This is a genomic window from Sphingorhabdus sp. Alg239-R122 (assembly GCF_900537065.1).
Classification (GTDB): Bacteria; Pseudomonadota; Alphaproteobacteria; order Sphingomonadales; family Sphingomonadaceae; genus Alg239-R122.
The window spans coordinates 184,854-208,591 of record NZ_UNRC01000003.1; the positions used below are offsets into that span (position 1 = coordinate 184,854).

The 23,738-nt window shown below is 55.1% G+C and carries 27 protein-coding genes; 19 read left to right on the forward strand and 8 right to left on the reverse strand.

All coding sequences use genetic code 11. The features are described 5' to 3' along the window. Window positions 1-45: 45 nt before the first annotated feature. The 3 genes from G6Q15_RS04775 to map all read right to left on the reverse strand — a co-directional run bounded on the left by G6Q15_RS04775 (window position 46) and on the right by map (window position 3,709). Window positions 46-384 (reverse strand): P-II family nitrogen regulator, encoded by a 339-nt coding sequence (locus G6Q15_RS04775; RefSeq protein ID WP_164116218.1) that lies wholly within the window; start codon window positions 382-384, stop codon window positions 46-48. 227 nt (window positions 385-611) lie between these two features. Beyond that, window positions 612-2,777 (reverse strand): PQQ-dependent dehydrogenase, methanol/ethanol family, encoded by a 2,166-nt coding sequence (locus G6Q15_RS04780; protein WP_164116220.1) that lies wholly within the window; start codon window positions 2,775-2,777, stop codon window positions 612-614. 107 nt (window positions 2,778-2,884) lie between these two features. Next, window positions 2,885-3,709, reverse strand: a complete 825-nt coding sequence (gene map / locus G6Q15_RS04785) for a type I methionyl aminopeptidase (protein WP_164116222.1) — start codon at window positions 3,707-3,709, stop codon at window positions 2,885-2,887. 166 nt (window positions 3,710-3,875) lie between these two features. On the opposite strand from map, the gene G6Q15_RS04790 reads away from it, so the two are divergent. Continuing rightward, window positions 3,876-4,514 carry a hypothetical protein gene (locus tag G6Q15_RS04790; protein ID WP_164116224.1) on the forward strand — a complete coding sequence of 213 codons (639 nt, stop codon included), beginning with the start codon at window positions 3,876-3,878 and terminating at the stop codon, window positions 4,512-4,514. Window positions 4,515-4,630: 116 nt separating this feature from the next. Next, a complete protein-coding gene (locus tag G6Q15_RS04795) occupies window positions 4,631-5,389 on the forward strand; it encodes a molybdopterin-binding protein (RefSeq protein WP_164116226.1) in 759 nt (252 codons plus the stop codon). Here the strand turns inward: G6Q15_RS04795 and G6Q15_RS04800 are convergent. After that, window positions 5,386-5,703 carry a 2Fe-2S iron-sulfur cluster-binding protein gene (locus G6Q15_RS04800; RefSeq protein WP_164116521.1) on the reverse strand — a complete coding sequence of 106 codons (318 nt, stop codon included), beginning with the start codon at window positions 5,701-5,703 and terminating at the stop codon, window positions 5,386-5,388. The two genes, G6Q15_RS04795 and G6Q15_RS04800, sit on opposite strands and share 4 nt — an antisense overlap. A gap of 104 nt (window positions 5,704-5,807) precedes the next feature. Between G6Q15_RS04800 and G6Q15_RS04805 the strand changes: the two genes are divergently transcribed. The 3 genes from G6Q15_RS04805 to G6Q15_RS04815 all read left to right on the forward strand — a co-directional run bounded on the left by G6Q15_RS04805 (window position 5,808) and on the right by G6Q15_RS04815 (window position 7,394). Next, window positions 5,808-6,425 (forward strand): DNA-3-methyladenine glycosylase 2 family protein, encoded by a 618-nt coding sequence (locus G6Q15_RS04805; protein ID WP_164116228.1) that lies wholly within the window; start codon window positions 5,808-5,810, stop codon window positions 6,423-6,425. 98 nt (window positions 6,426-6,523) lie between these two features. Beyond that, a complete protein-coding gene (locus tag G6Q15_RS04810) occupies window positions 6,524-6,733 on the forward strand; it encodes a helix-turn-helix transcriptional regulator (RefSeq protein WP_164116230.1) in 210 nt (69 codons plus the stop codon). A gap of 1 nt (window position 6,734) precedes the next feature. After that, complete coding sequence (locus G6Q15_RS04815; protein WP_164116233.1) at window positions 6,735-7,394, forward strand: hypothetical protein; 660 nt, start codon at window positions 6,735-6,737, stop codon at window positions 7,392-7,394. A gap of 15 nt (window positions 7,395-7,409) precedes the next feature. Here G6Q15_RS04815 and G6Q15_RS04820 read toward each other — a convergent pair whose 3' ends face one another. The 3 genes from G6Q15_RS04820 to G6Q15_RS04830 are packed head-to-tail and all read right to left on the reverse strand — an operon-like array spanning window position 7,410 to window position 10,265. After that, window positions 7,410-7,919, reverse strand: coding sequence for a hypothetical protein (locus G6Q15_RS04820; RefSeq protein WP_164116235.1), 510 nt, complete (start codon window positions 7,917-7,919; stop codon window positions 7,410-7,412). Window position 7,920: 1 nt separating this feature from the next. Then, window positions 7,921-9,477 (reverse strand): ABC transporter permease/substrate-binding protein, encoded by a 1,557-nt coding sequence (locus G6Q15_RS04825; RefSeq protein WP_164116236.1) that lies wholly within the window; start codon window positions 9,475-9,477, stop codon window positions 7,921-7,923. Next, window positions 9,477-10,265: an ATP-binding cassette domain-containing protein gene (locus G6Q15_RS04830; protein WP_164116238.1), complete on the reverse strand. Its 789-nt coding sequence runs from the start codon at window positions 10,263-10,265 to the stop codon at window positions 9,477-9,479. The genes G6Q15_RS04825 and G6Q15_RS04830 overlap by 1 nt, the downstream gene beginning before the upstream one ends. 87 nt (window positions 10,266-10,352) lie before the next feature. On the opposite strand from G6Q15_RS04830, the gene G6Q15_RS04835 reads away from it, so the two are divergent. Continuing rightward, window positions 10,353-11,174 carry an SDR family oxidoreductase gene (locus tag G6Q15_RS04835; protein ID WP_164116240.1) on the forward strand — a complete coding sequence of 274 codons (822 nt, stop codon included), beginning with the start codon at window positions 10,353-10,355 and terminating at the stop codon, window positions 11,172-11,174. On the opposite strand, the gene G6Q15_RS04840 is transcribed toward G6Q15_RS04835, so the two are convergent. Then, complete coding sequence (locus G6Q15_RS04840) at window positions 11,171-11,458, reverse strand: 4a-hydroxytetrahydrobiopterin dehydratase (protein WP_164116242.1); 288 nt, start codon at window positions 11,456-11,458, stop codon at window positions 11,171-11,173. The genes G6Q15_RS04835 and G6Q15_RS04840 overlap by 4 nt on opposite strands. 65 nt (window positions 11,459-11,523) lie before the next feature. Here G6Q15_RS04840 and ccmA point away from each other — a divergent pair, with 65 nt between their 5' ends. The 13 genes from ccmA to murF all read left to right on the forward strand — a co-directional run bounded on the left by ccmA (window position 11,524) and on the right by murF (window position 23,732). Then, entirely contained in the window at window positions 11,524-12,150 is a 627-nt protein-coding gene (gene ccmA, locus G6Q15_RS04845) for a heme ABC exporter ATP-binding protein CcmA (protein ID WP_164116244.1), read from the forward strand. Continuing rightward, window positions 12,150-12,833, forward strand: a complete 684-nt coding sequence (locus G6Q15_RS04850; protein WP_164116523.1) for a heme exporter protein CcmB — start codon at window positions 12,150-12,152, stop codon at window positions 12,831-12,833. Before ccmA ends, G6Q15_RS04850 begins: the two co-directional genes overlap by 1 nt. A gap of 1 nt (window position 12,834) precedes the next feature. Continuing rightward, window positions 12,835-14,349, forward strand: coding sequence for a glycerol-3-phosphate dehydrogenase (glpD, locus tag G6Q15_RS04855; RefSeq protein WP_164116245.1), 1,515 nt, complete (start codon window positions 12,835-12,837; stop codon window positions 14,347-14,349). Window positions 14,350-14,412: 63 nt separating this feature from the next. Continuing rightward, complete coding sequence (locus G6Q15_RS04860; RefSeq protein WP_164116247.1) at window positions 14,413-15,396, forward strand: cysteine synthase A; 984 nt, start codon at window positions 14,413-14,415, stop codon at window positions 15,394-15,396. 18 nt (window positions 15,397-15,414) lie between these two features. Further along, on the forward strand, window positions 15,415-15,774 hold the full coding sequence (locus G6Q15_RS04865; RefSeq protein ID WP_164116249.1) for a hypothetical protein: 360 nt from the start codon (window positions 15,415-15,417) through the stop codon (window positions 15,772-15,774). 3 nt (window positions 15,775-15,777) lie between these two features. Then, window positions 15,778-16,584, forward strand: coding sequence for a DUF4350 domain-containing protein (locus G6Q15_RS04870; protein ID WP_205518087.1), 807 nt, complete (start codon window positions 15,778-15,780; stop codon window positions 16,582-16,584). 365 nt (window positions 16,585-16,949) lie between these two features. Beyond that, a complete protein-coding gene (locus G6Q15_RS04875; protein WP_164116253.1) occupies window positions 16,950-17,459 on the forward strand; it encodes a division/cell wall cluster transcriptional repressor MraZ in 510 nt (169 codons plus the stop codon). Next, window positions 17,456-18,439, forward strand: coding sequence for a 16S rRNA (cytosine(1402)-N(4))-methyltransferase RsmH (gene rsmH / locus G6Q15_RS04880; protein ID WP_164116255.1), 984 nt, complete (start codon window positions 17,456-17,458; stop codon window positions 18,437-18,439). Before G6Q15_RS04875 ends, rsmH begins: the two co-directional genes overlap by 4 nt. Next, window positions 18,436-19,053 (forward strand): hypothetical protein, encoded by a 618-nt coding sequence (locus tag G6Q15_RS04885; RefSeq protein ID WP_164116257.1) that lies wholly within the window; start codon window positions 18,436-18,438, stop codon window positions 19,051-19,053. The genes rsmH and G6Q15_RS04885 overlap by 4 nt, the downstream gene beginning before the upstream one ends. Beyond that, window positions 19,050-20,744: a penicillin-binding protein 2 gene (locus G6Q15_RS04890; RefSeq protein ID WP_164116259.1), complete on the forward strand. Its 1,695-nt coding sequence runs from the start codon at window positions 19,050-19,052 to the stop codon at window positions 20,742-20,744. Before G6Q15_RS04885 ends, G6Q15_RS04890 begins: the two co-directional genes overlap by 4 nt. Then, window positions 20,744-22,171, forward strand: a complete 1,428-nt coding sequence (locus tag G6Q15_RS04895) for a UDP-N-acetylmuramoyl-L-alanyl-D-glutamate--2,6-diaminopimelate ligase (protein WP_164116261.1) — start codon at window positions 20,744-20,746, stop codon at window positions 22,169-22,171. The genes G6Q15_RS04890 and G6Q15_RS04895 overlap by 1 nt, the downstream gene beginning before the upstream one ends. Continuing rightward, window positions 22,168-22,338, forward strand: a complete 171-nt coding sequence (locus G6Q15_RS04900; protein WP_164116263.1) for a hypothetical protein — start codon at window positions 22,168-22,170, stop codon at window positions 22,336-22,338. Before G6Q15_RS04895 ends, G6Q15_RS04900 begins: the two co-directional genes overlap by 4 nt. Further along, a complete protein-coding gene (murF, locus tag G6Q15_RS04905) occupies window positions 22,335-23,732 on the forward strand; it encodes a UDP-N-acetylmuramoyl-tripeptide--D-alanyl-D-alanine ligase (RefSeq protein WP_164116265.1) in 1,398 nt (465 codons plus the stop codon). The genes G6Q15_RS04900 and murF overlap by 4 nt, the downstream gene beginning before the upstream one ends. The last annotated feature ends 6 nt before the right edge of the window (window positions 23,733-23,738 follow it).

Consider the following 23,738-nt stretch of genomic DNA (forward strand, 5'->3'; position numbering starts at 1 on the left):
GTGCCTTTTTTTGTCGGCATTGCCTGCTGGTTGAGATTTGGAAACTTAAATTGCGTCGGAATCGCGTTCGCCGGTGCGGATGCGCATGGCGGCTTCGATCGGAATCACGAAAATCTTGCCGTCACCGATACGCCCGGTTTGCGCTGCATTTGCGATGGCTTCGACAACACGTTCGGAAAGTTCATCATCCACCACAACCTCAAGTTTTACCTTGGGTAGAAAGTCGACAATATATTCTGCGCCGCGGTACAGCTCGGTATGACCTTTTTGTCGCCCGAAACCCTTGGCCTCGGTCACGGTAATGCCGGACACGCCGACTTCGTGCAGCGCCTCTTTTACTTCGTCGAGTTTGAATGGCTTGATGATCGCTTCAATTTTTTTCATCTGATGGCCTCGTTTCTCTATGTGGCAACCACGCAGCCGCCCGAATCTTGCAAAAAATCCGCGCGCGCATGAAGCGCCCGCGCCTGATGCGTCATTCCCTTTCAAATAGCATGCCAAATGCGTGGTAAGCGGAAATGCAGGGTTTCGGGCTCTGATACATGGATTTTGTGCACGAATAATAGGCAGTCATATCCTATCCCTGCCTATTATTTGGGCAGGGATATGTGTTATTCTGCGGCCGGTGCTTCGCTATGCTCAGCGCCGTAATGAGCGCGGTCAATGACATAGGCGCGCACTGCCTCACTTTCTGTCTCTGACAGCACCGGGGCAAAACTGATCATGCCGCCCTGTTTCAGCAGCCCTTCCAGCACGACGCGGTCCCATGTGTCTTTATCGGCAAGCGTACCTGAACGACGCAGATCGGGAAGCACGCCGCCGCCTACTGCACCGCCGCCATGGCATACCGAGCAATAACGCATATATAACTGGCGTCCCTGTGCAACCTGTGCATCTCCGCCTATCCGTTCGGGTGGGTTCCATTCTGCAGGTTCAGTCGCGGGTAGGGCAGGCAATTGGGCACTGCTGCCCAGCTTCATGACAATAAGGCGCGGAATACTGGGAATGGCATTGGCCGCGCCGCCGCCTTCACCGATAGTGAGTGGATAAACGCCGCCTTTGCTGGTCAGAAAAGCGATATATTGTTCGCCGTCCACCATATAGGTGGATGCCCCGCCCAGCACGCCCGATTGTACGTTATAGGACCAGAGCTGTTCACCGCTATCGGCCGCATAAGCGCGCATTTGACCCAGCGCTGTACCCTGAAACACCAGATTGCCAGCTGTTGTCATGGTGCCGCCGTTCCATGGCGTTTCCTGGTCAACCTTCCATGCTATCTCTCCTGTAACCGGATTGATGGCGACCAGCCGCCCTGTTGTTGCCGCGATAGCAGCCTTCACGGCGGCACGGTCATCGGGCAGGGTAAAGCCTTCGCCGCTCGCGCCGGTATTGAAACCGATCGGCTTGCGTGCCTTGTCCAGATCATTCATCGGCGGCAGGTATGCCGCCGCAATCTGCTGCGCCGGGATATAGACTAGGCCTGTGTCCGGGCTGTAGCTCATTGGATGCCAGTTATGCGCGCCAAGCGCGGACGGCATGGCCAGAAAAGGTTTGCCCGTCCGGTAATAGCGCGCATCAGGGTTTTCGATGGGGCGTCCGGTTTCCAGATCATATCCTGTCGCCCAGTTGATACCGTCGATAAACGGTTCGGCGGAAACCAGCGATCCATCGGCGCGGTCGAGCACAAAGAAAAACCCGTTTTTGGGTGCCTGCATCAATACCTTGCGGGCCACGCCTTCATAGGTAAGGTCGGCCAGGATTATCGGCTGGGTAGCGGTGAAGTCCCAACTGTCTGCCGGTGTCTGTTGATAATGCCAGATATATTCACCGGTTTCAGGGTTCAGCGCGATGATGGAAGAGAGGAAAAGATTGTCACCTTCGCCATTGGAGCGTGCACCGTGATTCCATGGGTTACCATTGCCGGTGCCGATATAGATCTGGTCCAGTTTGTGGTCGTAAACGATGGCATCCCACACCGTTCCGCCGCCGCCTGATTCAACCCAGTCGCCGCTTTCCGACCATGTTCTGCGTGCGGTTTGCAATACATCATCACTGGCCGCACCATCGGCTTCGCCGGTCGGATTGGGAACTGTATAAAACCGCCATTTGAGTGTGCCGTCATTCGCGTCATAGGCGCTGACATAACCGCGTACGCCAAATTCCGCGCCGCCATTACCGATCAGCACCATGTTTTTCACCACACGCGGCGTCCCGGTGATGGTGTAATTGCCGTCCTCTGGCGTCGTTTCACTCACCCATAACTGCGCGCCAGTGAGCGCGTCGAGCGCAATCAGCCGGCCATCCAACGTGCCGACATAAATCTTGCCCTTCCAGAATGCGACGCCGCGATTGACAACGTCACAGCACGCCTTGGCTGCCGTTTCACCCGGCACTTCGGGATCATAGGACCATAGTTCCTCACCAGTTTTTGCATCATAGGCGAACACTTTTGACCAGGCAGTGGAAATATACATCCGGCCATCCACTACGACTGGCGTGGCTTCCTGTCCGCGCGCATCAGGCAGGTCAGCATACCATGCTATGCCAAGCTCGCTGACATTGTCGGTATTGATCTGCGTCAGCGGGCTATAGCGCCGTTCATCATAGCTGTAACCGGTCGCTGCCCAGTTTTTGCCATCACCTGGATTCGCAAGATAAGCAGCATCGACTGTGGTGGTTTCGCTACGTTCCTGCTGTGTCTGCTGTACTTTTTCACAGCCTGTCAGCGCAAGCGCCGCCGCCATCATGCCAACTAAAATGCCGCGCCCGCTGGGCATGCCTGCTTCTCCTGTGTTTCAGGGGAAAAGCTTAGCCATGATGCGGGGTAAAGGTCCAGCCGTTATTTTACATTATCCACCGCTATCACTTGCCAGATCAGCAACGCTCAATAGGGCGGATTATGAAGGCCCTTGGGGCTTTCGGTAAATATCTCACAGCCGGTTTCAGTAATGCCGATGCTATGTTCAAACTGCGCAGACAGCGAGCGGTCACGCGTAACCGCTGTCCAGCCATCATCCAGCAATTTGACGCCCGGCTTGCCGACATTGATCATCGGTTCGATTGTAAAGAACATGCCTGGTTTCAGCTCGGGCCCTGTGCCTGGCCGTCCCACATGCACCACTTCGGGCGCATCATGGAACAGGCGGCCCAGGCCATGCCCGCAAAAATCACGCACAACGCCATAACGGTGTTTTTCTGCATATGTCTGAATTGCGTGACTGATATCGCCCAGATGGTTGCCGGGCTTGGCCTGCTCTATGCCCAACATCAGGCTTTCATAGGTCACATCGACCAGCCGCCGTGCCTTGATCGGCACATCACCCACCAGGAACATCCGCGAAGTGTCACCATGCCAGCCATCAATGATGACAGTCACATCGATATTGGCAATATCGCCTTTTTTCAGTTTTTTGTCAGACGGGATGCCGTGGCAGACAACGTGATTAAGCGAGATGCAGCAACTATGCGTGAAGCCGCGATAGCCGAGCGTTGCAGGTGCACCGCCTTCGCGCAGCATATGGTCTCGCACCATGTCATCCAGCTCACCTGTGGTAACGCCGGGGACAACATGCGGGACCAGCGCGTCGAGCACTTCTGCGGCCAGGCGGCCTGCCTTGCGCATGCCCTCAAAACCGTCTGGTCCGTGCAGTTTAATGGTCCCATCACGGGTGACATCGGTGTCTGTATCTACAATCTGATATTCGTTCATGCCAAGCGATATAATGCCGTTACGCACGAATTGCGAGAAGATAGTTATGTGATAATGGAGACATGTTGACCGCAGGATGGCTCGCCCGGTTTTATGTACCCTTTGTAACCATCGCGCCGTAGCGAGCGAATAACTTTGACCAAACATTATAAGGGGAGCAGGGAATATGTCGTCTACTTTAAAAAATGCAGGCTTGCTAACGGGTGGTGCACTGATTGTCAGTGTTGTTACGCAGATTGTTTACATGATGACGCTGGGCGGGGCAGATGAGCCTACGCATGCCGGTTATACAGCCTATTTTGCGGAGCGCGGTGCTGAAATTGGCACGGTGTGGATGATTGAACTTGCCGCGTTCACGCTTGTGACAGTCGCGGCGCTGACCGCTCTGGCACGACAATGCGCTATGCCAGCGGCATGGGCGGCACTGGCGCTTTCAGGTGTGTTCAATGCGATACAGGTTGCCATGGGCCTATCGTTCTTCCCTGCCATAATCAGTGCAGGTGAAGAATTTTTCCCGCTGTTTCGTGTTGTTGTGGCCGGTGCGTTTTTCTTTTACTTTCTTGCCAAAGTGCTCATCGGCCTTGCCGCCGCCGGATTTGGAATGTCCCTGCTACGCAGTGCGGGCATCGCTGCCAAAACTGTTGGCGGGTTGGCGCTGCTCAGCGGTGTTGCTGCCACAATTGTCAATATCATTGCCCTGCCGCAGGGAACGGGGCTGGTTTTCCCGGCAGGGGCGACGGGCACGGCAGCGGCCTTTATCGGCGGCATTGCTATCCTGATGGCTGTGCGCCAGGACACCGAATAACGCCCTGACAGCTTTGACAGGCAGCGTAGGTGGGGGTGCATTCGTATCCACTTTATCGTGCACGGTAAATGCACTTGGCGCTTTACCACGGTGCATGGGTTAATTAGTGTCACTGCATGACAGCACACCGCATCTACACCGCCGCACTGATCGTAATTGGTGATGAAATCCTTTCCGGACGGACACAGGACAAGAATATCGCGCAGATTGCGACCTGGCTCAATGTACAGGGCATCCGTCTAGCCGAGGTAAGGGTAGTGGCTGATGTGCAGGAATCAATTGTCGAGGCGGTGAACATATTGCGTGCGCGCAATGACTATCTGTTCACGACAGGCGGCATTGGACCGACGCATGATGATATTACCGTGGATGCTGTTTCTGCAGCGTTGGGCGTGGATGTTGTGCATCATCCAAAAGCGGTGGCCGTGCTGGAAAAATATTATGCTGACAAGGGCGGTGTGAATGAAGGCCGTCTGCGTATGGCGCGTGTGCCCGATGGCGCCGACCTCATTGAAAACCGCATGTCGGGTGCGCCGGGTATTCAGATTGAGAATATGTTTATCATGGCAGGTGTACCGCATATCACGGCAGGCATGCTGGATGCCCTTACTGGCAAGCTGAAGGGCGGTGCACCGCTATTGTCCGCCACGGTCGGTTGCTGGATTCCTGAAAGTGAAGTGGCGAGCCTGCTACGCAAAACCGAAAAAGCGTATGAAACATGCCAGATCGGCAGCTACCCCTTCTTTCGCGAAGGTAAGGTCGGTGCCAATTTCGTGGTCCGTTCGACCTCGCAAGACGATATGGAAGCGTGCTTGATCGCGCTTATCAAGGGATTGAATGACGACGGATATGAGACTTTTCCGGACGGAATTTAATCTTCCTCCGCAATTTGCACACGCAAACCTTCGAGTTTATCTTCGACCGTGATCTGGCAGCTCAGCCGTGACTGTTCATTGCGGTGGTCACTGCTGTCGAGCAGGTCATTCTCGTCTTCGTCCATGGGTGTCAGCCTGTCATTGAAATCCGGATCCACATGGACATGGCACGTGGCGCAGGAACAGCAGCCACCGCACAGCGCAAGTAGCTCATCAAAGCCATTGTCGCGGATAACTTCCATCACGCTCAGGCCGTTTTCGGCTTCGATTGTCTTTTCGGTTCCGTCACGGCTGACGACGATAATATTGGGCATGGTTGGGCCTTTGTTCGAATAAAGTTTCAATTGCGTACTTGCCGCTGCTATGACTTTTTGTGCGGCAAATGGCAAGAGTGTCTTGTGCCGGGAAAGGCAAGGCAATGGGGCTCAGCAAACAACAGATAATTGACGGTTTAACCGCAGTTTCCAAAAACGAACCCTTGTTGGCGGATGCGATTGAGCGCACCGGCTATCCTGAGCCGCGTATCAGGGAGCGGGGATACCAGACATTGCTACGCACCATTGTGGGTCAGCAGGTTAGCGTCGCGGCGGCATCATCAGTGTGGAACAAGTTGGAGGCGCATCTGGGGGATGGCTGTCCGGCTGAAGCTGTGCTGGAGTCCGATTTTGATGCATTGCGCACCTGCGGTCTGTCACGCCAGAAACAGGGCTATGCCCGTTCGCTGGCGGAGCTTATCACCACGGGTGAATTGCCGTTGGATAATCTGCCGGCCGATGATGAAAAGGCCATTGAATATCTGACCAGAGTGAAGGGTATCGGGCGTTGGTCCGCTGAAATTTACCTGTTATTTGCTGAAAGCCGTGCCGACATATGGCCCGCCGGTGATCTTGCCGTGCAGGCGGGCATTGGTAAAATACTGAACCTGCCCGAACGCCCCAGCGAAAAGGAAGCGCGCGCGCTTGCTGAACCCTGGTCTCCGCACCGCGGGGCAGTCGCGATATTCACCTGGCACAGCTATAATAATCCGGCGCTGTAGTTACTGTTACCAAGCATAGTGATTGTAAAGAGTTATTGACAGACAAGAGTTCTTTACAGTAAAGAACTCTTTACAGGTCGATTCGATAGGAGGTCAGGTTGGAAAACCGGTTGAAAGATCTGCGCATGCAGCGGGAATGGAGCCAGGGAGAACTGGCTCGCCGCCTGGGTGTATCGCGCCAGACGATCAACGCGGTGGAAACCGACAAATATGATCCCAGCCTGCCGCTCGCCTTGCATATGGCAAAATTATTCGGTGTGCCTGTTGATGAAATATTCATCGACTACTGGCAGCCTGAGGAGGATTGAGATGAGTACCGAGAACACAAAAAAGTCGTGGCTGCGCAGATGGTTGATCCCGATGATAATTGGTGCAATTTTCGGCTATTCCGCGATCTGGTTACTGGATAATGTCGTTGGTGTAGACATAAAGGCAGCTATGCAGGGCTATTCCACCGCCCAGCTTCTGGCGATGCTGATGTCCGTGCTGTTCGTGCTCATTGCAGTTATTTTACTGGCACTGAGTTTTAGCGCAAAAGCCCTATCTGCAAACCTGCCCGATGGCGAAGAGCTGGACGAAGCCGAATTGAAGGAAATGACTCCCATGCTCCGCCTGAGTGCATTGGCCATGAGCGCATATGCCGTCATATTGTGGCTGCTCAGCACTATTTCAGGTGATGTGAATGGTTCTTCGCATCTGGGCCATCTACTGATCATTGCGGTCATGGTTGCAGTGCAGTTGGGTGTAAATATATTATTATGGATACGGCACGATGAATTATACAAAGCTATCATGCGTGAAACCGCTGGTATTTCCTACATATTGATTGAAATGATCATTATTTTATGGGCTGCAGCGTCAATTTTCGGTTTCGGCATCAGCTTCAATCCGCTTGATGTCGTTCTCGTTATGCTTTCCGTATATTTTGTTGTGGGTACAGTAGTGTCGGTGCGGCGCGGCTTTGCCTAGGCAGGTTTGTCCTGCCTAGGTGCTGAGATCAGGATTCAGGCTTTCCACTTCGCGCAGATACGTTTTGGGCTTTTTGAAATACTTGCTTTTCAGGTTGGTTTTCAGGCCCAATAACCGTGCGACCTCACCTACGAAATGGACACAGTTGCTTTTGTTCAGGCTATAGCTTTTCTGCTTTCTATTCCGCCATTCCTCAACCTTGGCAATGACGCGGGCATATTGTGCATCGGTGAGCACGATGGAGAAATGCCGGTTGCTGTCCGCAACATATTTGGGTTTGGAAGTTTCTATCTTGCCCTTGACCCGGCCCCACAGGATTCCGGGGGAGATGTTGACGGCGGTAAAGCCGTAATTGGTGTCCACTTTCTCACCCGTGCTGTCGAGAGTACCTTTCAGTACGATAAAGGCGTGCGGAAAGTGGCTGCCAAAATCATGGCTGTAAAAAGTGATGGTGACAGCTGCATGCGCCGTATGTGCAAAAAGCAGAAACGGTAAAATCAGGGCAGCATAAATCCAGGTGCGCATATTATTCCTTGTTTTCCAGTTGTCCCGCCAGCCAGCGGGCAGATTCGGCGGGGCTTTTCTTGTCATCTTCACGATCGACCATGTAGTTGGCTTTGCGCATTTTTTCCACTGAAATCGCATTTAAGAGCGGCTGGATAGTGGCGATAAATTCTGCATCGTTCGCATATTTGGGGGAGACCATTAGTAATGCATCATAAGCGGGCACGGCGCCTTTGGGATCATCCAGCACGACAAAATTATTGGCGGCAATACGTCCGTCGCTGGAAAAGGCGGAAATGACGTCTGCCTGCCTGCTCGACAATGCCTTGTACATAAATGTCGGTTCAAACGCGCGTTCACCTTTAAACCGGAGTGGATAGGCGTCTTTCACCATCTGCCATTCAGGACGTTCCAGGAACTCCAGATCAGTGCCGAATACGAAATCGGGAGAGACACGGGCAAGGTCATCCATTGTTTTAATATTGAGGTTTTCTGCATCATCCGGGCGCACCGCAAACGCATAGGTGTTTTCAAAACCCAGTGGCCCTGCAACATTGACGCCATATGTGTCGCGCGACCAACGAGTGATGGTGTCGATCATTTCGGGCCGCGGTACGCTGTCGGTCCGATCCATTTCATTGGTCCAGACCGTGCCAGCATAGTCGATCGAGATATTTACGTCATCATTGGTTACCGCCTGGAACATGACTGCGCTACCCAGGCCTTCGCGGTAACGCACATTATAGCCCGCATCTTCCAGCCTATGGCCGATGAGTTTGGCCAATATATATTGTTCGCCGAACCGTTTTGAACCGATAATGACAGTATCTTTACCATCGCCGCTGGCCCCTATAGGCGCGAGCGCAAAGACAAGCCCGCCCGCCAGTAATGCCGCCGCGGTCCAGCCGCGGCGTTTGCGCCGTGTGGCAATCGCATTTTCGATTGTGCCGAGCAGCATGTCGACAATGATGGCAAGCGCCGCCGATGTCAGGCACCCTGCAAGTACCAGCGACCAGTTCTGTGTCTGTAGTCCGGCAAAGATAAGATCGCCCAGACTCGGTTGGCCTACGGTGGTGGACAGCGTGGCCGCGCCGATGGTCCATACCGCCGCCGTGCGGATACCTGCCATGATGGTGGGTGCGGCGAGCGGTGCTTCGACCAACCGCAATTTCTGTGCCCGGGTCATGCCGACCCCGTCCGCAGCCTCAACAATGGCCGCATCCACGCCGTTCAGGCCAGTCACTGCGTTGCGCAATATGGGCAGCAGGGCATAGAGCGTCAGTGCAAGCAGGGAGGGCAGGAAACCAAGCGGCTGTATCAGGTCGCCAAACAGGGCAGTGAGGGCGAGCAACAGTGGGTAAAACAGGGCAAGCAGGGCCAGTGCGGGGATTGTCTGAACAAGGCTGGCAAATCCGAGTGCGACATTCGCGACATGCCGGTTGCGCGAGGCCCAGACCGCCAGTGGCAGCGCAATAAGCAGTGCCAGCGCGAGCGCGGCAAAGCTGAGCTGCAGATGCTGTGCGAGCAATTCGGGTACACGCTGAAATGCGGGAGCGATATTATTCAGCCATTCATGCATCAGCCGTCTGCCTTTCTGGCGAGCAATCGTTCGGCCTGTCCGCGCGGCACCGCAACCAGGCTTTCGGCCTCATCTCCGTATCCGCCCGCTAGCAATTGCGCGGGGCTGGCATCAGCTGCAATCTTGCCTGCTGACATTACCCAGATACGGTCTGCGATAAGCAAGGCCTTGGCCATGTCGTGCGTCACCATGATGGTGGTGAGGCCGAGCCGGTCATGCAGTGCGCGGTAGCTTGTCGCCAGATTTTCACGGGTAATCGGATCAAGCGCGCCAAAAGGCTCGTCCATCAGCATTAATCCCGGTTTTGTCGATAGTGCACGGGCCACACCGACGCGCTGCTGTTGCCCGCCGGAAAGTTGGTCGGGCATGCGTGACGCCATTTCAGTGGGCAAGTCTACGAGTTTGAGCAACTCGGTAATTTCACCTGTGGGCAGGACCGGGCGGCTGCCAATACGCGAACCGATGGCAATATTATGCGCAATATCCATATGCGGGAACAGGCCGATATTCTGGAATACATAACCGATGGAACGGCGTAGCTCATGCACTTCGTGCGTCGTCACATCCTCACCGCCAATTTCGACCTGGCCTGATGTCGGTTCGATCAGGCGATTGACCATTTTGAGCAGCGTGGACTTGCCTGATCCCGATGCGCCAACGAGCGCGATAAATTCGCCTGGTTCGATATGCTGGCTGATATTGTCGACTGCGACAACATTGCCGTAATGGCGTGACAGTCCGATAAATTCGAGCGAAGGTCCGCGTTTTTTTAGGAGTGTGTCCGGCATGTGAGCGGCACTATAACCATTGTCGTGTGCGGCTGGCTAGCCTATAGATACTTGCATCAGTGTTAATAACAAAATGAGAGCATGCCGATGTCCATTACAAAAACCATCTTTATCACCGGGGGCGCATCAGGGCTGGGCCGCGAAGTGGCGCGCTATTTTGCGGACAAGGATTGGTTTGTCGGGATTGCCGATATCAATGCAGCGGGCATAGCGGAAACCGCGGCCATGCTACCGGATGGCATGAGTTCACGGCATCTGCTCGACGTTACTGACCGGGACCAGTGGGCGCGTGCGGTGGAGGAATTTGGTGCCGCCACGAACGGACGTATGGATGTCATGTTCAACAATGCCGGTATTGGTAGCGGTGGCCCGATTCAGGATATGGAGCCGGCAGAAATCGATAAAATGATCGCGGTCAACTTCACTGGCGTGGTGAGCGGTGCGCAAGCCTGTTTCAAAATGCTTGAGGCGACGCCCGGATCATGCCTGCTCAACACCGCATCGGCAGCGGGTATTTACGGTTCGGCAGGGCTGAGCGTTTATAGCGGCACGAAATTCGCGGTGCGCGGCATGACCGAGGCATGGGATATTGAATGGGAGCCATTTGACATCAAGGTGCGCTCGCTGATGCCCGGCTTTATTGACACCAATATCCTGAGCGCAGTGCCGAATGGCAGCAACCAGACAGGCAAGGAAAAACTGGAATCGGTGGGCATTGAAGTCAGCCCGGTCGAAATTATCGGTCAGGCAGCATGGGATGCGGTACATGGTAAAAAATTGCACACGACTGTCAACAAAACCGCAAAACAGCTTGCATTCATGGCGCGCTGGTTCCCCAAATTGTTACGCAAACGCGCTGCAGGACTGGCAAGCGGGCTTGAAGATGTGGTGGAAAGCGATACGCCCTAAACCAACGCCTCAATCTGCCGGGCCAGGTCAATGTCACGCTGTGACAGGCCATCGGCATCATGGGTGGTAAGCAGTATTTCGACCCGGTTATAGACGTTCGACCATTCGGGATGATGATCGGCTTTTTCAGCCAGCAGCGCGACGGATGACATAAAGCCGAAAGCGTTCACGAAATCGTCAAATTCAAACGTACGGGTAATGCCGTCACGGTTAGGTTCATGCGTCCAATCAGGCAGTTCGGCAAAGGCCGCCTTGCGTGCTGCATCGTCAAGTTTTGTGACCATTAAATTTCTCCGCCATGCTGTCTTGTCTTGTCGCGCCGACATGTTTCGGCCTATGCGTCACAGACATGGGGAATTTGTCTTCACTTGCCAAGGGCGAAAGCAGCGGCGGCGCGCATATTGCGGCCGAAAACCTTGCCTGTGTACGCGGCGAAAAGCTACTTTTTCGCGACCTGAATTTTACCTGTGAAGCGGGAAGCGCGCTGCATGTTACGGGCGCAAATGGCACGGGTAAATCCAGCCTGATGCGGCTTCTGGCTGGCCTGCTGAGGCCCTATGCAGGGGCTGTGCATACGGCTGGGCCACTGGCGCTTAGCGATGAACGCCTGGCGCTCGACACGCATTGGACACTGGAACACGCACTGGGCTTCTGGGCGCAGATTGATGGTGCGGATAAAATGAAAATTGCGTCAGCACTTGAGGCCGTTGATATGCCGGACCTTGCCGATGTACCCGTACGTTATTTCTCAACGGGGCAGCGCAAACGCGCGGCACTGGCGCGGGTGATGGTGAGCGGCGCGGACATCTGGTTGCTTGATGAGCCTGCCAACGGGCTCGACACTGCTTCAGTGGAGCGGCTGGGCACGCTCATGCAGGCGCATCTGGATGGTGGCGGCATCATAATCGCCGCGTCGCATCAGCCATTGCCGCTGGCCCATCCGATCCAGCTTCCGCTTGAGGATTTCCGGCCATGATGAAGCTGCTTGGCATATTGATCTGGCGTGACCTTTCCCATGCTTATGGCTTTGGCGGCTCACAGGGAGCAAAAGCCGGGACGCGGCGTGGCGGTTTCATATTGCCGGTCATATTCTTTCTGGCGGTGGCAGCCATCTATCCCTTTGCCGTGGGTTCGGATGCGCAGCTTTTGGCGCGCACGGGTGGCGGTGTGATATGGGTTGCGGCATTGCTGGCGGCGATACTGCCGCTTGACCGGTTAGTTCAGCCTGACGTTGAGCACGGGTTTTTCGACCAGTGGGCAGTGCGCGGACTTTCAGAAGAATGGATTATGCTGGCCAAGATTGTCGCGCACTGGCTGTCTTTCGGGCCGCCGCTTATGCTCGCGACCATAATCGCTGCGGGCTTGCTTGGGCTGGATGCAGCGCAGCTGCGCACTGTGGAGGCCGGGCTGGCGCTTGGGACACCTGGCCTGGCGGCTTTGGGCGTGATGATTGCGGCGCTGACTGCGGGGCTGAAGGGCGGATCTGCGCTGGGCGGGCTGATGCTGTTGCCGCTTGCCGTGCCAATGCTGATTTTCGGAGCGGGAAGCGTGCTCCCGGACGGTGAAAACGGGTTGCTCTTGCTAGCGGCGGCGTCACTGGTGCTTGTTGCCATTGCGCCGTTTGCAGCAGGCGCGGCGATACGTGCATTACGGGAATGATATGACAGATAAAATTTACGACCTGCTGATTATTGGCGGTGGCATTAATGGCGCAGCGATCGCACGCGATGCGGCGGGGCGCGGGCTTTCCGTGCTGCTATGCGAAAAAGGCGATCTGGCAGGGGAAACCAGCTCGGCAAGCAGTAAGCTGGTGCATGGGGGACTTCGCTATCTGGAGCATATGGAATTCCGGCTGGTGCGCGAAGCACTGCAGGAGCGTGAGATATTACTCAAGTCTGCGCCGCATATCATTTGGCCGCTGCGTATCGTGCTGCCACATGACAAGGGGCTGCGTCCTGCCTGGCTGCTCAGGCTCGGTCTGTTTATCTATGACCACCTGGGTACGCGCAAAATCCTGCCGGGCACAAAAACAGTCAAACTGTCCAAAGCGCCCCATGCTGGGATATTGCAGAACCGGCTCACCAAAGGTTTTGAGTTTTCCGATTGCTGGGCCGATGATGCGCGGCTGGTGGCGCTCAATGCGCTTGATGCGCATGCAAAAGGTGCGCAGATCCGGACCCGGACCGAATGCACCGCGCTGCACCGTGAGGAAGGACTTTGGACGGCAACACTGATGCAGCCAGGCGGAACAGCGCAAACAATCCGTGCCCGCATCGCCGTCAATGCGGCAGGGATGATGGTGGACAATATACTGGACCGCGCACTTCCAGGCGACGGACGACAGAACCTGCGCCTGGTGAAGGGTAGTCACATCGTCACGCGCAAGCTGTATGATGGTGACCATCTCTACATGTTCCAGAATGCCGATGAGCGGATCGTGTTCGCCATTCCCTATGAGAATGACTTTACACTGATCGGCACTACCGATGCGCCATACAAACTCTCGGACGGAGAAGTTAAAATCTCCGAAGCAGAAACTGACTATCTGTGCGACGTGGCGAGCGAATATTTCAAACAGCCAGTCACGCGCGGTGATATAGTATGGACCTATGCCGGGGTACGGCCGCTTTATGATGACAAGAGCGACAATGCCTCGACCGTGACGCGTGATTATGTGTTCGATCTCAACACGCGTGACAGCGAGACAGATGGCGAGGGCGCGCCGTTGCTCTCAATTTTTGGCGGCAAGATCACGACTTGCCGCCGCCTTGCCGAACATGCGATGCAGAAACTGGGTGTCTATCTGGACGATGGCGGTGAACCATGGACATCGGAGGCACATTTGCCCGGTGGGCATATTCCGAACGCCGACTTTGATGCATTTTTTGCTGAGGTACAAACGGGTTATCCATGGATGAACCCGGCGCATCTCGAACGTATGGCGCATTGTTATGGCACGCGGCTGCATGCGGTGATTGGCAATTGCACATCGGCGGGGCAGCTGGGTCAATATTTTGGTGCGGGCCTGTACGAAGCCGAAGCGCGCTACCTGATGGCCCATGAATGGGCGCGTCATGCCGAAGATATATTGTGGCGGCGTACCAAATGCGGACTGCATATGGACGATGAGGAAATAGCAGTATTTGAGCGCTGGGTGGCTGGTGCAGAAAGCTGAACTTTGGTCCGTCCAAAGAGATGATAGCTTGCCGCTGCTGCGTGCGGCGCCTATCTTGATGCCATGAATATGATATCAAATACATTGGACCTGATCGGGAATACGCCGCTGGTGCGCCTGAAAGGGCCCAGTGAGGAAACTGGCTGTGACATTTACGGCAAATGCGAATATATCAATCCGGGCGCTTCGGTAAAAGACCGGGCCGCGCTGTACATCGTGCGCGATGCAGAAGCGCGCGGCCTTCTCAAGCCCGGCGGGACGATTGTTGAAGGGACGGCAGGAAATACTGGTATTGGCTTGGCGCTGGTGGCGAATGCTTTGGGGTATAAAACCGTTATTGTCATGCCGGAAACGCAGTCGAAAGAGAAAATGGATACATTGCGCGCGCTGGGCGCGGAACTGGTAACTGTACCGGCGGCTCCCTATGCCAATCCTGGACATTTCGTACATACCTCACGCCGTCTCGCCGAGGAAACCGATGGAGCTGTCTGGGCCAATCAGTTTGACAATATAGCCAATCGCAAAGCGCATATTGAAACAACTGCGCAGGAAATCTGGACCCAGCTCGACGGGAAGGTTGACGGTTTTACCTGTGCAGCGGGCACAGGTGGTACGATTGCGGGTGTCGGACTTGGTTTGAAAGAAAAAGACGAAAAAGTAACGATAGCGCTGACCGACCCGCATGGCGCGGCTCTGTATGAATATTTTGCCAATGGGGAATTGAAATCGGAAGGTTCTTCCGTTGCAGAGGGCATAGGACAAGGGCGCATAACCGCCAACCTGGAAGGTGCACCGATAGATACACAGTTCCGCATTAGTGATGAGGAAGGCCTGGAATGGGTCCGCCGCATGCTATCTGAGGAAGGTTTGTGTCTGGGCCTGTCATCGGGTATAAATGTTGCAGGGGCAGTGGCACTGGCAAAGCAGCTGGGCCCCGGCAAGCGCATTGCCACGATATTGTGCGATACGGGATTTCGTTATCTGTCGACACTTTATAATGCAGACTGGCTCAAGTCGAAAAACCTGCCCGTGCTGCCATGGCTCTAGATAGCTCTAAGGATTGATATGGCTATTAATATACAAGGTGACAGTGAACCCAAAGGACAGGCGATGCACAGGTTGCGCATCGGTATCGCAGGGCTTGTGATTGTAACTGTCCTGACAGGTGGTGCATCCATGCTGTTGAACCGGGCCAGCAATGAGGAACCGTTTGAAACTGCGGTCAGCGATGGCGGAACGGCGACAGAACCCAATCCGGTTGCGCAGGATGATGGCAATACCGAACCGCTTGCCGAACTGGGCGTGGTGCCTGACCTGCCCGCGAGCGAAGAGGAGCAGGAAGCTTCCAAGGAGGAAGCTATCCCAAGTGGCCAATTGGTTCCCGACCTGGAACCGAAATCGGATATAGCCAATGACCCGCAATAACGGGTGGCTGACACTCTAATGCGTGTCAGGGCAATCTGGATATTGGCTATACTGGCGGGCATAGCGTTGCTGGCCGGGCTATATAACCATATGTCTGTACGCGGCGCACCTGCCACGAATGGCGGTGCCAAATCCAGTCTCATGCTAATGACCAGCCTGCCGCTCATATGGGGCGAGGCGCAAAGTATGGAAGAAATGCTGTCTGGCGATACCACGCAGCATCCTTTTTATACCCAGTTATCCCAGGATTATGACGTAACACCTACCGACAGCCTGGTTGAGGGTGGCTATCAATTGGCAGTATCCAATCCTGACGTATTGCTGCTGGCGCAGCCGCGTCCGTTGACGCCTGAAGAGCTGGTGGCAGTTGATGGCTGGGTGCGTTCCGGGGGCAGGGCATTGATCTTCGCGGATCCGATGCTTCGCATGGAAAGCCGTTATCCAATTGGAGACAAGCGCCGCCCACAGGCTGTTTCGCTGATGACCCCACTTTTTAAGCGCTGGGGTCTCGATTTCGTATTTGATGAAGTGAAGGGTACGGGCCCGATCACCCTGGAAGCCGGACCCCATAAGATACTTGCAGTCGATGTCGGTGGCTATGTCCGCCGTGCCAAGCAGGATATCACAATTGCCGATTGTCAGGTCGGTTCTCTCGCTGTGATGGCACGCTGCGATATCGGCAAGGGCAGGGTTATTTTGGTTGCTGATGCTGATATGCTTGATAACGAGCTGATGGCTCGATCCGACAATGGTGCTTTTGTCGCACAGTTGCTGCAGGAAGTGCAGATGGACGCAGACAAGAGCAAATAGGACAGCCAGCCGGCCTGAATTTTAATACTGCCTATTTTTGGGATTCCCATGATTCGCCTGTTTCCCTATAAAAACAGTCGCAGGAATTTCCAGCAAGCACCTGAAACATATAGAACATTATGCGAACGTACAAATCTAACTGTAAAACCCTTTAAACGGGGAAAATAAATTTTGTTGTAAAACAATGTGTTAAAATTTCAGAACGTAGTTTCACAGATTTTCCCCTTTTATCCCGCACCATAACTTGATACCCCTAACTTAAATAAGGGGTGAATATTTCCGCATGCCAGACGGGCGTGCCGGAAGCGTGTTTCTGCGCTTTTCCGGTCGGGGAAGTTCGCCTGTATTCGGGGTGGATCTGGTAAGTGCAGCAAAGGAAGCATAATTATACGGGCACGAGTTTCTCCGTACGCGGGGAAAAAGACCGTTTTGTGCTGCCTGCGAGTTTCCGCAAGATTGTCACTGAAAGCAGCGGCGGCCGTTATCTTTTTCTTTCTCAGCACCCCAATAAGCCCTGCCTGACGGCATTTGGCGAGAGTTATATCGGCTTTATGGAGGCGGAGATTGACAAGGCAGAAGCGCGCGCGATTGCGCAGGGCCTCGATTTTGACCGTGACGCCGCTGAAATCAATATGGGTTCGATGATCGAAGAAGTAAGCTTTGATGCCAGCGGCCGATTCACCTTCCCGCCGCTGCTGCGCAAGCTTGCCAATATTGACGAAACGGCCGTTTTCCTTGGCAGCATGAAAACCATCACCATCTGGAATCCCGAAATTTTCCTGCAGCAGGATGAGAAAACGTATGCGGGACCGATGATGAATGTGCGTGAGTTTCTCGCTGGCCAGTCTTCCGGAGGCGGGAAGAAGAAAAAATGACGCACATGCCTAAAACAGATGCTCCGCATATTCCCGTCTTGCTTGAAGAAGTGCTTGACGCTCTCGCCATCACCCCTGGCGAGCGTCATGTTGACGCGACTTTCGGTGCAGGCGGTTATACGCTGGCTATGCTGGATCATGGTGCATTGGTGCACGCATTTGACCGTGACCCTGATGCAATAACGAACGGCGCGGCTTTGGCCGCTTCACGAGACGGCAAACTGGTGCTCCACCCGCACCGGTTTGCCTGCCTTGACACTGTGCTTGAGGAAGCAGGTGTTGAGCAGGTTGATGGCATCGTATTTGATATTGGCGTATCATCTATGCAGCTTGACCAGGCCGAGCGGGGCTTTTCGTTTCAGTCAGATGGACCGCTCGATATGCGCATGGCACAGGATGGCATGAGCGCGGCGGATTTCGTGAATGAAGCTGACGAAAGCGAAATTGCCGACATTATTTATCTCTATGGCGAAGAACGTAAATCACGGCGTGTGGCAAGAGCAATTGTCGCTGCACGTCCGCTTGGCCGCACGAGCGAGCTGGCAAATGTCGTGCGCAAAGCGCTCGGACATCGCCCTGGCGCACCCAAGGATCCTGCCACCCGGACATTTCAGGCCATTCGTATTCATATCAACCAGGAGCTGGATGAACTGAAACAGGGGCTGGAGGCGGCTGAGCGTATGCTGCGTCCTGGTGGCCGGTTGGTTGTGGTGAGTTTCCACAGCCTTGAAGATCGCATCGTCAAGCGGTTCCTGCGCATGCGCAGCGGCTCCACCGGTAATCAGTCGCGGCATATGCCGGTCATGGCGGACGCTGGTCCTGCGCCGACATTTGAAAAACCTTCCAAGGCTATTCGCGCCGACAAGGGTGAATGCGCACGCAACCCCCGTGCACGTTCAGCAACCTTGCGTTGGGCGGTGCGCAGTGACGCTGCGCCGTGGGATGGACAGCCAAATGACAGTGAAAGGATGGCAGCATGATACTTGCAGTGAAACGCCTGAAAAACCTTGGCTGGGTTGCGCTGGTCGCCATTGTGCTCATTTCACTTTATCCGCTTTCGCTTAGTGTGGGGGCGCTGCGCAGTGACCTGCGCCAGACCGAACGAGAGATAGTGCGTGTGAAAAAGGAAATGCGCTACCTTGAAACCGAATTTGCCACCCGCGCCAGCATGCAACAGCTCGAGCAGTGGAACATGCTGGATTATGGATATGTCGCGCCCACTGCGGCGCAATATCTGGATGGCGAGCGCGCGCTTGCCAATCTGGGGCAGGGGCATGAGAATATCAAAAAGCCCGTCCGGGTCGCATCGCTGACGCTTGATGGCGTTAGCCCCGCGGGCATTATCGGCTCTCCTTTTGGGGACGGTGTAGATATCGATTCTGCGCCGGTTGTGGCCGATACGCCCACCGCATCGGATACGAACGATGTGGTGGGCAGGGATCTGGCTGAGGTCATCCAGGCCGAGGCGCCAAAAGCAGAGCCGCTTACTGAAGCGCAAAAGGCGACGCAGCGGCGCGAGCAGTTTGCCGCGAAGATGGATATCAACCTGCTGACGCAAAAACCTTCTCCTCTTGAAAAGGAGACTAGTGAATGACGGCGCTGGTCGGGAATGGCGGACGCCCCCGCCTCGCCAACATCAAACAGAAAGTCACATTGGTCGCGCAAGTGCGGCTGATTGTCGTTTTGGGCCTTTTCGCCTTGGCGATCACAACATTGCTGCTGCGGCTATTTTATTATGGTGCTTTCGAAGGGCAGGTTCAGCGTAGCTTGGTTTCCACCGATGTCATTCCGGTGCGGGCTGACCTTGTGGACCGCAATGGCGTTCCGCTGGCGCGCAATATGAAAATGCGTGCATTGCGTGTCATTCCCGAAAAGATACTGGGGGACAAGAATAAGCTGGCTATGCAACTGGCCGAGATTTTTCCGGATACACCTGCTTCGACCTTCCTAAAGGCAATGAAAAAGGATCGGCCCAGCTATCTGCGTCGCCGTCTTGTGCCAGAGGATGCCAATAAAGTGCATGCGCTCGGCGAAGTCGGCTTTGAATTCCCGCGTGAGGATGAGCGCTTCTATCCGCAGCATGGATTGGCCGCGCATGTACTGGGTTATGTCGATGCTGACCGCAAGGGCGTTATGGGCATGGAAAAAGCACTGGAAGAACGCCTTGTAGATCCTGCCAAGCTGGCTGAGCCAGCGGCGCTTTCCATTGACATCCGCGTGCAGGCCGCGCTGGAAAGCGAGTTGGGCGCAACCATGAAAAAACACTCGGCACGCGGCGCGACCGGTGTTGTGCTGGATGTGCATACTGGTGAAGTGCTGGCGATGGCCTCGCTGCCTGAATTCAACCCCAACAAGATTGATGCGACTGCGTTGCGCCATCAGGTCAATGACGTGACCTATAGCGTGTATGAGCTTGGTTCTACATTCAAGCCGCTTACAGTAGCGGCCGCGTTGGACGCTGGGACCGTGACCAATCTCGCCACACGCTATAATGCAACTGAACCTCTCAAAGTCGGTCGTTTCCGGATCAAGGATGACCACGCGCAGGGGCGCTATCTCAATGTTCCTGAAGCGCTCGTGCACAGCTCGAACATTGTGACGGCGCGCCTGGCGGACAATCTGGGCAAGGAGCGGATGGAGGAAATGTTCCGCAAATTGGATTTCGATGATCGTCCGGAAATTGAACTGGTTGAAGCAGGCCGCCCGCTCTGGCCGCAAAACTGGGGCCGTGTCACAAACATGACCGTGTCCTATGGGCATGGCATCGCTGTTACACCCATGCATTTGGCGAGCGCTTATGCTGCGCTGGTAAATGGCGGTATCTGGCGTCCCGCTACTCTGGAGAAAGTGGGTCCTGACAAAGCCGATCCGGGCCGCCGTGTGTTCAAGGCGTCGACCAGCGCTCGGATACGGCAGCTGCTGCGTATGATCGTGTCCGACGGCACGGGTCGCAAGGCGGATGCACCTGGTTTCCGGATTGGCGGCAAAACAGGCTCTGCCGAAAAGCCCAAAGGTGGCGGTTACAGCAAAAGCTCTCTGGTATCGACTTTTGCGGCAGCGTTCCCGATGGACGATCCAAAATATGTGGTCATCACCATGCTCGATGAACCTAAGGGTATTGCCGAGACATTTGGCCAGCGCACGGCAGGCTGGACTGCCGCACCGGTTGTAAAGCGCCTCGTGCCGCGTATCGGGCCGATGCTGGGCGTTGTGCCTGATGAAAGCCGCGATGTCGATGTGTCTGAGCTTACCCCGCTGCTCTGGCGGCCAAAAGGGGAAAGCTGATGAAACTGTCGAGCCTGTCATCGCTGGCCATTGGCGATGATGCCGAACGCATTGTCACCGGTTTCGCCATTGACCATAGGAAAGTTGCACCGGGCACAGTATTTGGCGCATTTCAGGGTGCAAAATTCAACGGCGAAGATTTTATAGAGGCGGCTGTAACGAGCGGTGCAATTGCCATTATCGCACGCCCGGAAGCTACTGTAGAAGGCGCGGTGCATATTGCTTCGAAAGAACCGCGCCGTACGTTTGCACAGCTGGCTGCACGCTTTTTCACACCAGTTCCGAAAATGACCGCTGCGATTACAGGTACCAATGGCAAGACCAGTTGCGCGGAAATGACACGGCAGCTCTGGCACATGGACGGCAATGTAGCGGCATCCATCGGTACATTGGGCATCACCACGTCCAAGGACCAAAATTACACGGGCCTCACCACGCCAGATATTGTCACTTTCCTGTCAAATATGACTGGATTGGCGCGCGAAGGCGTGACCCATGCGATATTTGAAGCGTCAAGCCATGGCCTGTCGCAATATCGTACCGAAGGCCTGCCGGTACATGCCGCTGGTTTCACCAATCTGAGCCGTGATCACCTCGATTATCACGGCGATATGGACAGTTATTTCAACGCAAAAATGCGGCTGTTTCGTGAAGTGGTAGAGGATAATGGCAGCGTGGTCATCTGGGCCGATGATGCATGGTCGGACAAGGTTATTGATATTGTCAAAGATCATGGACTGAAGCTGCTTACGGTTGGCGAAAAAGGCGACACTATCCAGCTTTTGTCGCGTACGCCGACACAATTGGGCCAGGTCCTGATGGTTGAGCACGAGGAACAAACGCGGCGTATCACATTGCCGCTTATCGGCGCGTATCAGGCCGCCAATGCGCTGACTTCGGCAGGACTGGCACTGGCAACAGGCGGCAGGGCAGATGAGGTTTTCGACCATGTTGGCCGCCTGCAGCCGGTGCGCGGGCGGCTCGAACGTGCGGTTATCTGTAAATCAGGCGCGCCTGTTTATGTCGATTATGCACATACGCCCGATGCACTCAAATCCGCCATTGAGGCGCTGCGTCCACATGTGAAAGGGCGGCTCATCACATTATTTGGGGCTGGCGGCGACCGTGATACTGGCAAGCGGCCCGAAATGGGCAAGATTGCCAGTGAAATGTCCGATGTCGTGATTGTCACTGATGATAATCCGCGCAGTGAAGATCCGGCGGCCATACGCGCCGAAATCATGGCGGCGGTTACCAATGGAGAGGAAATTGCTGATCGCCGCACGGCGATTGCGCATGCCATCGCTTTGGCGCAAGGCGATGATATCATTTTGCTGGCGGGCAAGGGGCACGAGCAGGGACAGATTGTGGGAGACCGTGTGCTCCCGTTTGATGACGTGGAAGTAGCGCGGGAGTGTGCGGCATGATGGAATATAATTTTTACGCGTCCTATCCAAAAGGTTCGGAAATCAGAAAGGGCCGTGTGCGCCGTGCAACTACTGCGCTGGGCCTTTTGACGCTCCCGTTGCGCGGCTTGATGGAGATTGCGCGGAGTGGTGCTGCATCCCGCTCTGATAAGGATGACGCGCAATGACTCTATGGAAATCATCCGACATTGAAAAAGCGATAAATGGAAAGGCCAGCATGGATTTTGATGTAACCGGTGTGGAATTTGATTCACGCGAAGTGAGCGAAGGCGATCTGTTTTTGGCGCTGAAAGGTGAACAGAGCGATGGGCATCTCTATCTGGACAAAGCTTTTGAAAATGGTGCCAATGGCGCAGTGAGTGAGCAGGATTGCGTGCACCCGCATATCCGTGTGGCGGACAGCACGAAAGCGCTGGATGATCTGGCCAAAGCCGCGCGGACGCGTGTTAATGCCAAAATTATCGGCGTGACGGGCTCTGCAGGCAAGACTGGCACGAAAGAAGCCCTTTTTGCTGCGCTCAACCGTTCCTCGCACGGCAAAGCGCACCGTTCAGTTAAGAGCTATAACAACCATGTGGGAGTCCCGCTCAGCCTGTCACGTATGCCCGCTGACACCAGCTTCGGCATTTTCGAAATGGGCATGAACCATAAAGGCGAACTGTCTCAGTTGACGAAGCTGGTGCGGCCGCATGTCGCGATAGTCACGACCATTGCCCCCGCACATATCGGCCACTTTTCGGGCGAAGAGGAAATTGCGGACGCGAAAGCAGAGATTTTTGAAGGGTTTGAAGAAGGCGGCACTGCCATTATCCCGCACGACAGTCCGCATTATGAACGTCTGCGCAAGGCTGCGGAAAAGCATGCTGGCGAAGTCGTCACATTTGGCCTGCATGCTGATGCAGATGCGCGCGCAATAGATATGGTGCCCGCGATAGGTGGTGGCACACTCGTAACCGCGAAAATCCGTAACGCCAATCTTTGCTATACAGTAGCAGAGGCGGGTGAGCACTGGGTTCTCAATTCACTTGCCGTTCTGGCGGCGGTGCAGGCAGTCGGCGGCGATATGGCTGCGGCGGGCCTTGCATTGGCAGAACTTCCCGGCATGGCAGGGCGCGGTGCACGGCACAAAATCGCAATTGAAGGCGGCACGGCACTTGTCATTGACGAAAGCTATAATGCCAACCCGGCGTCGATGGGCGTGACCATTGCCGCACTGGGCGCAGAGGCCGCTGACCGGCGGATCGTGCTACTAGGTGCAATGAAGGAACTGGGTGCGGCCAGCGATACCTATCATGCCGAACTCGCCGTGCCGCTCCGTGCGGCGCAGGTCGATCTTGCTATTTTGGTCGGCGATGAAATGAAAATCCTGGCGGACACCATTGCCGCGGATCCGGATCATGCAACCAAGGCGGTGCATGTCGCGGACGCGCTGGAAGCAGAAAAGCTGTTGAAAACTCAATTATGCGCCGGGGATGCATTGCTGGTCAAAGGTTCAAATGCCATGGGTTTGGCAGCTGTGGTCGGTTCGCTAACAGATGCGGGCCTGAAGCGCGCGGGATAGGATTGG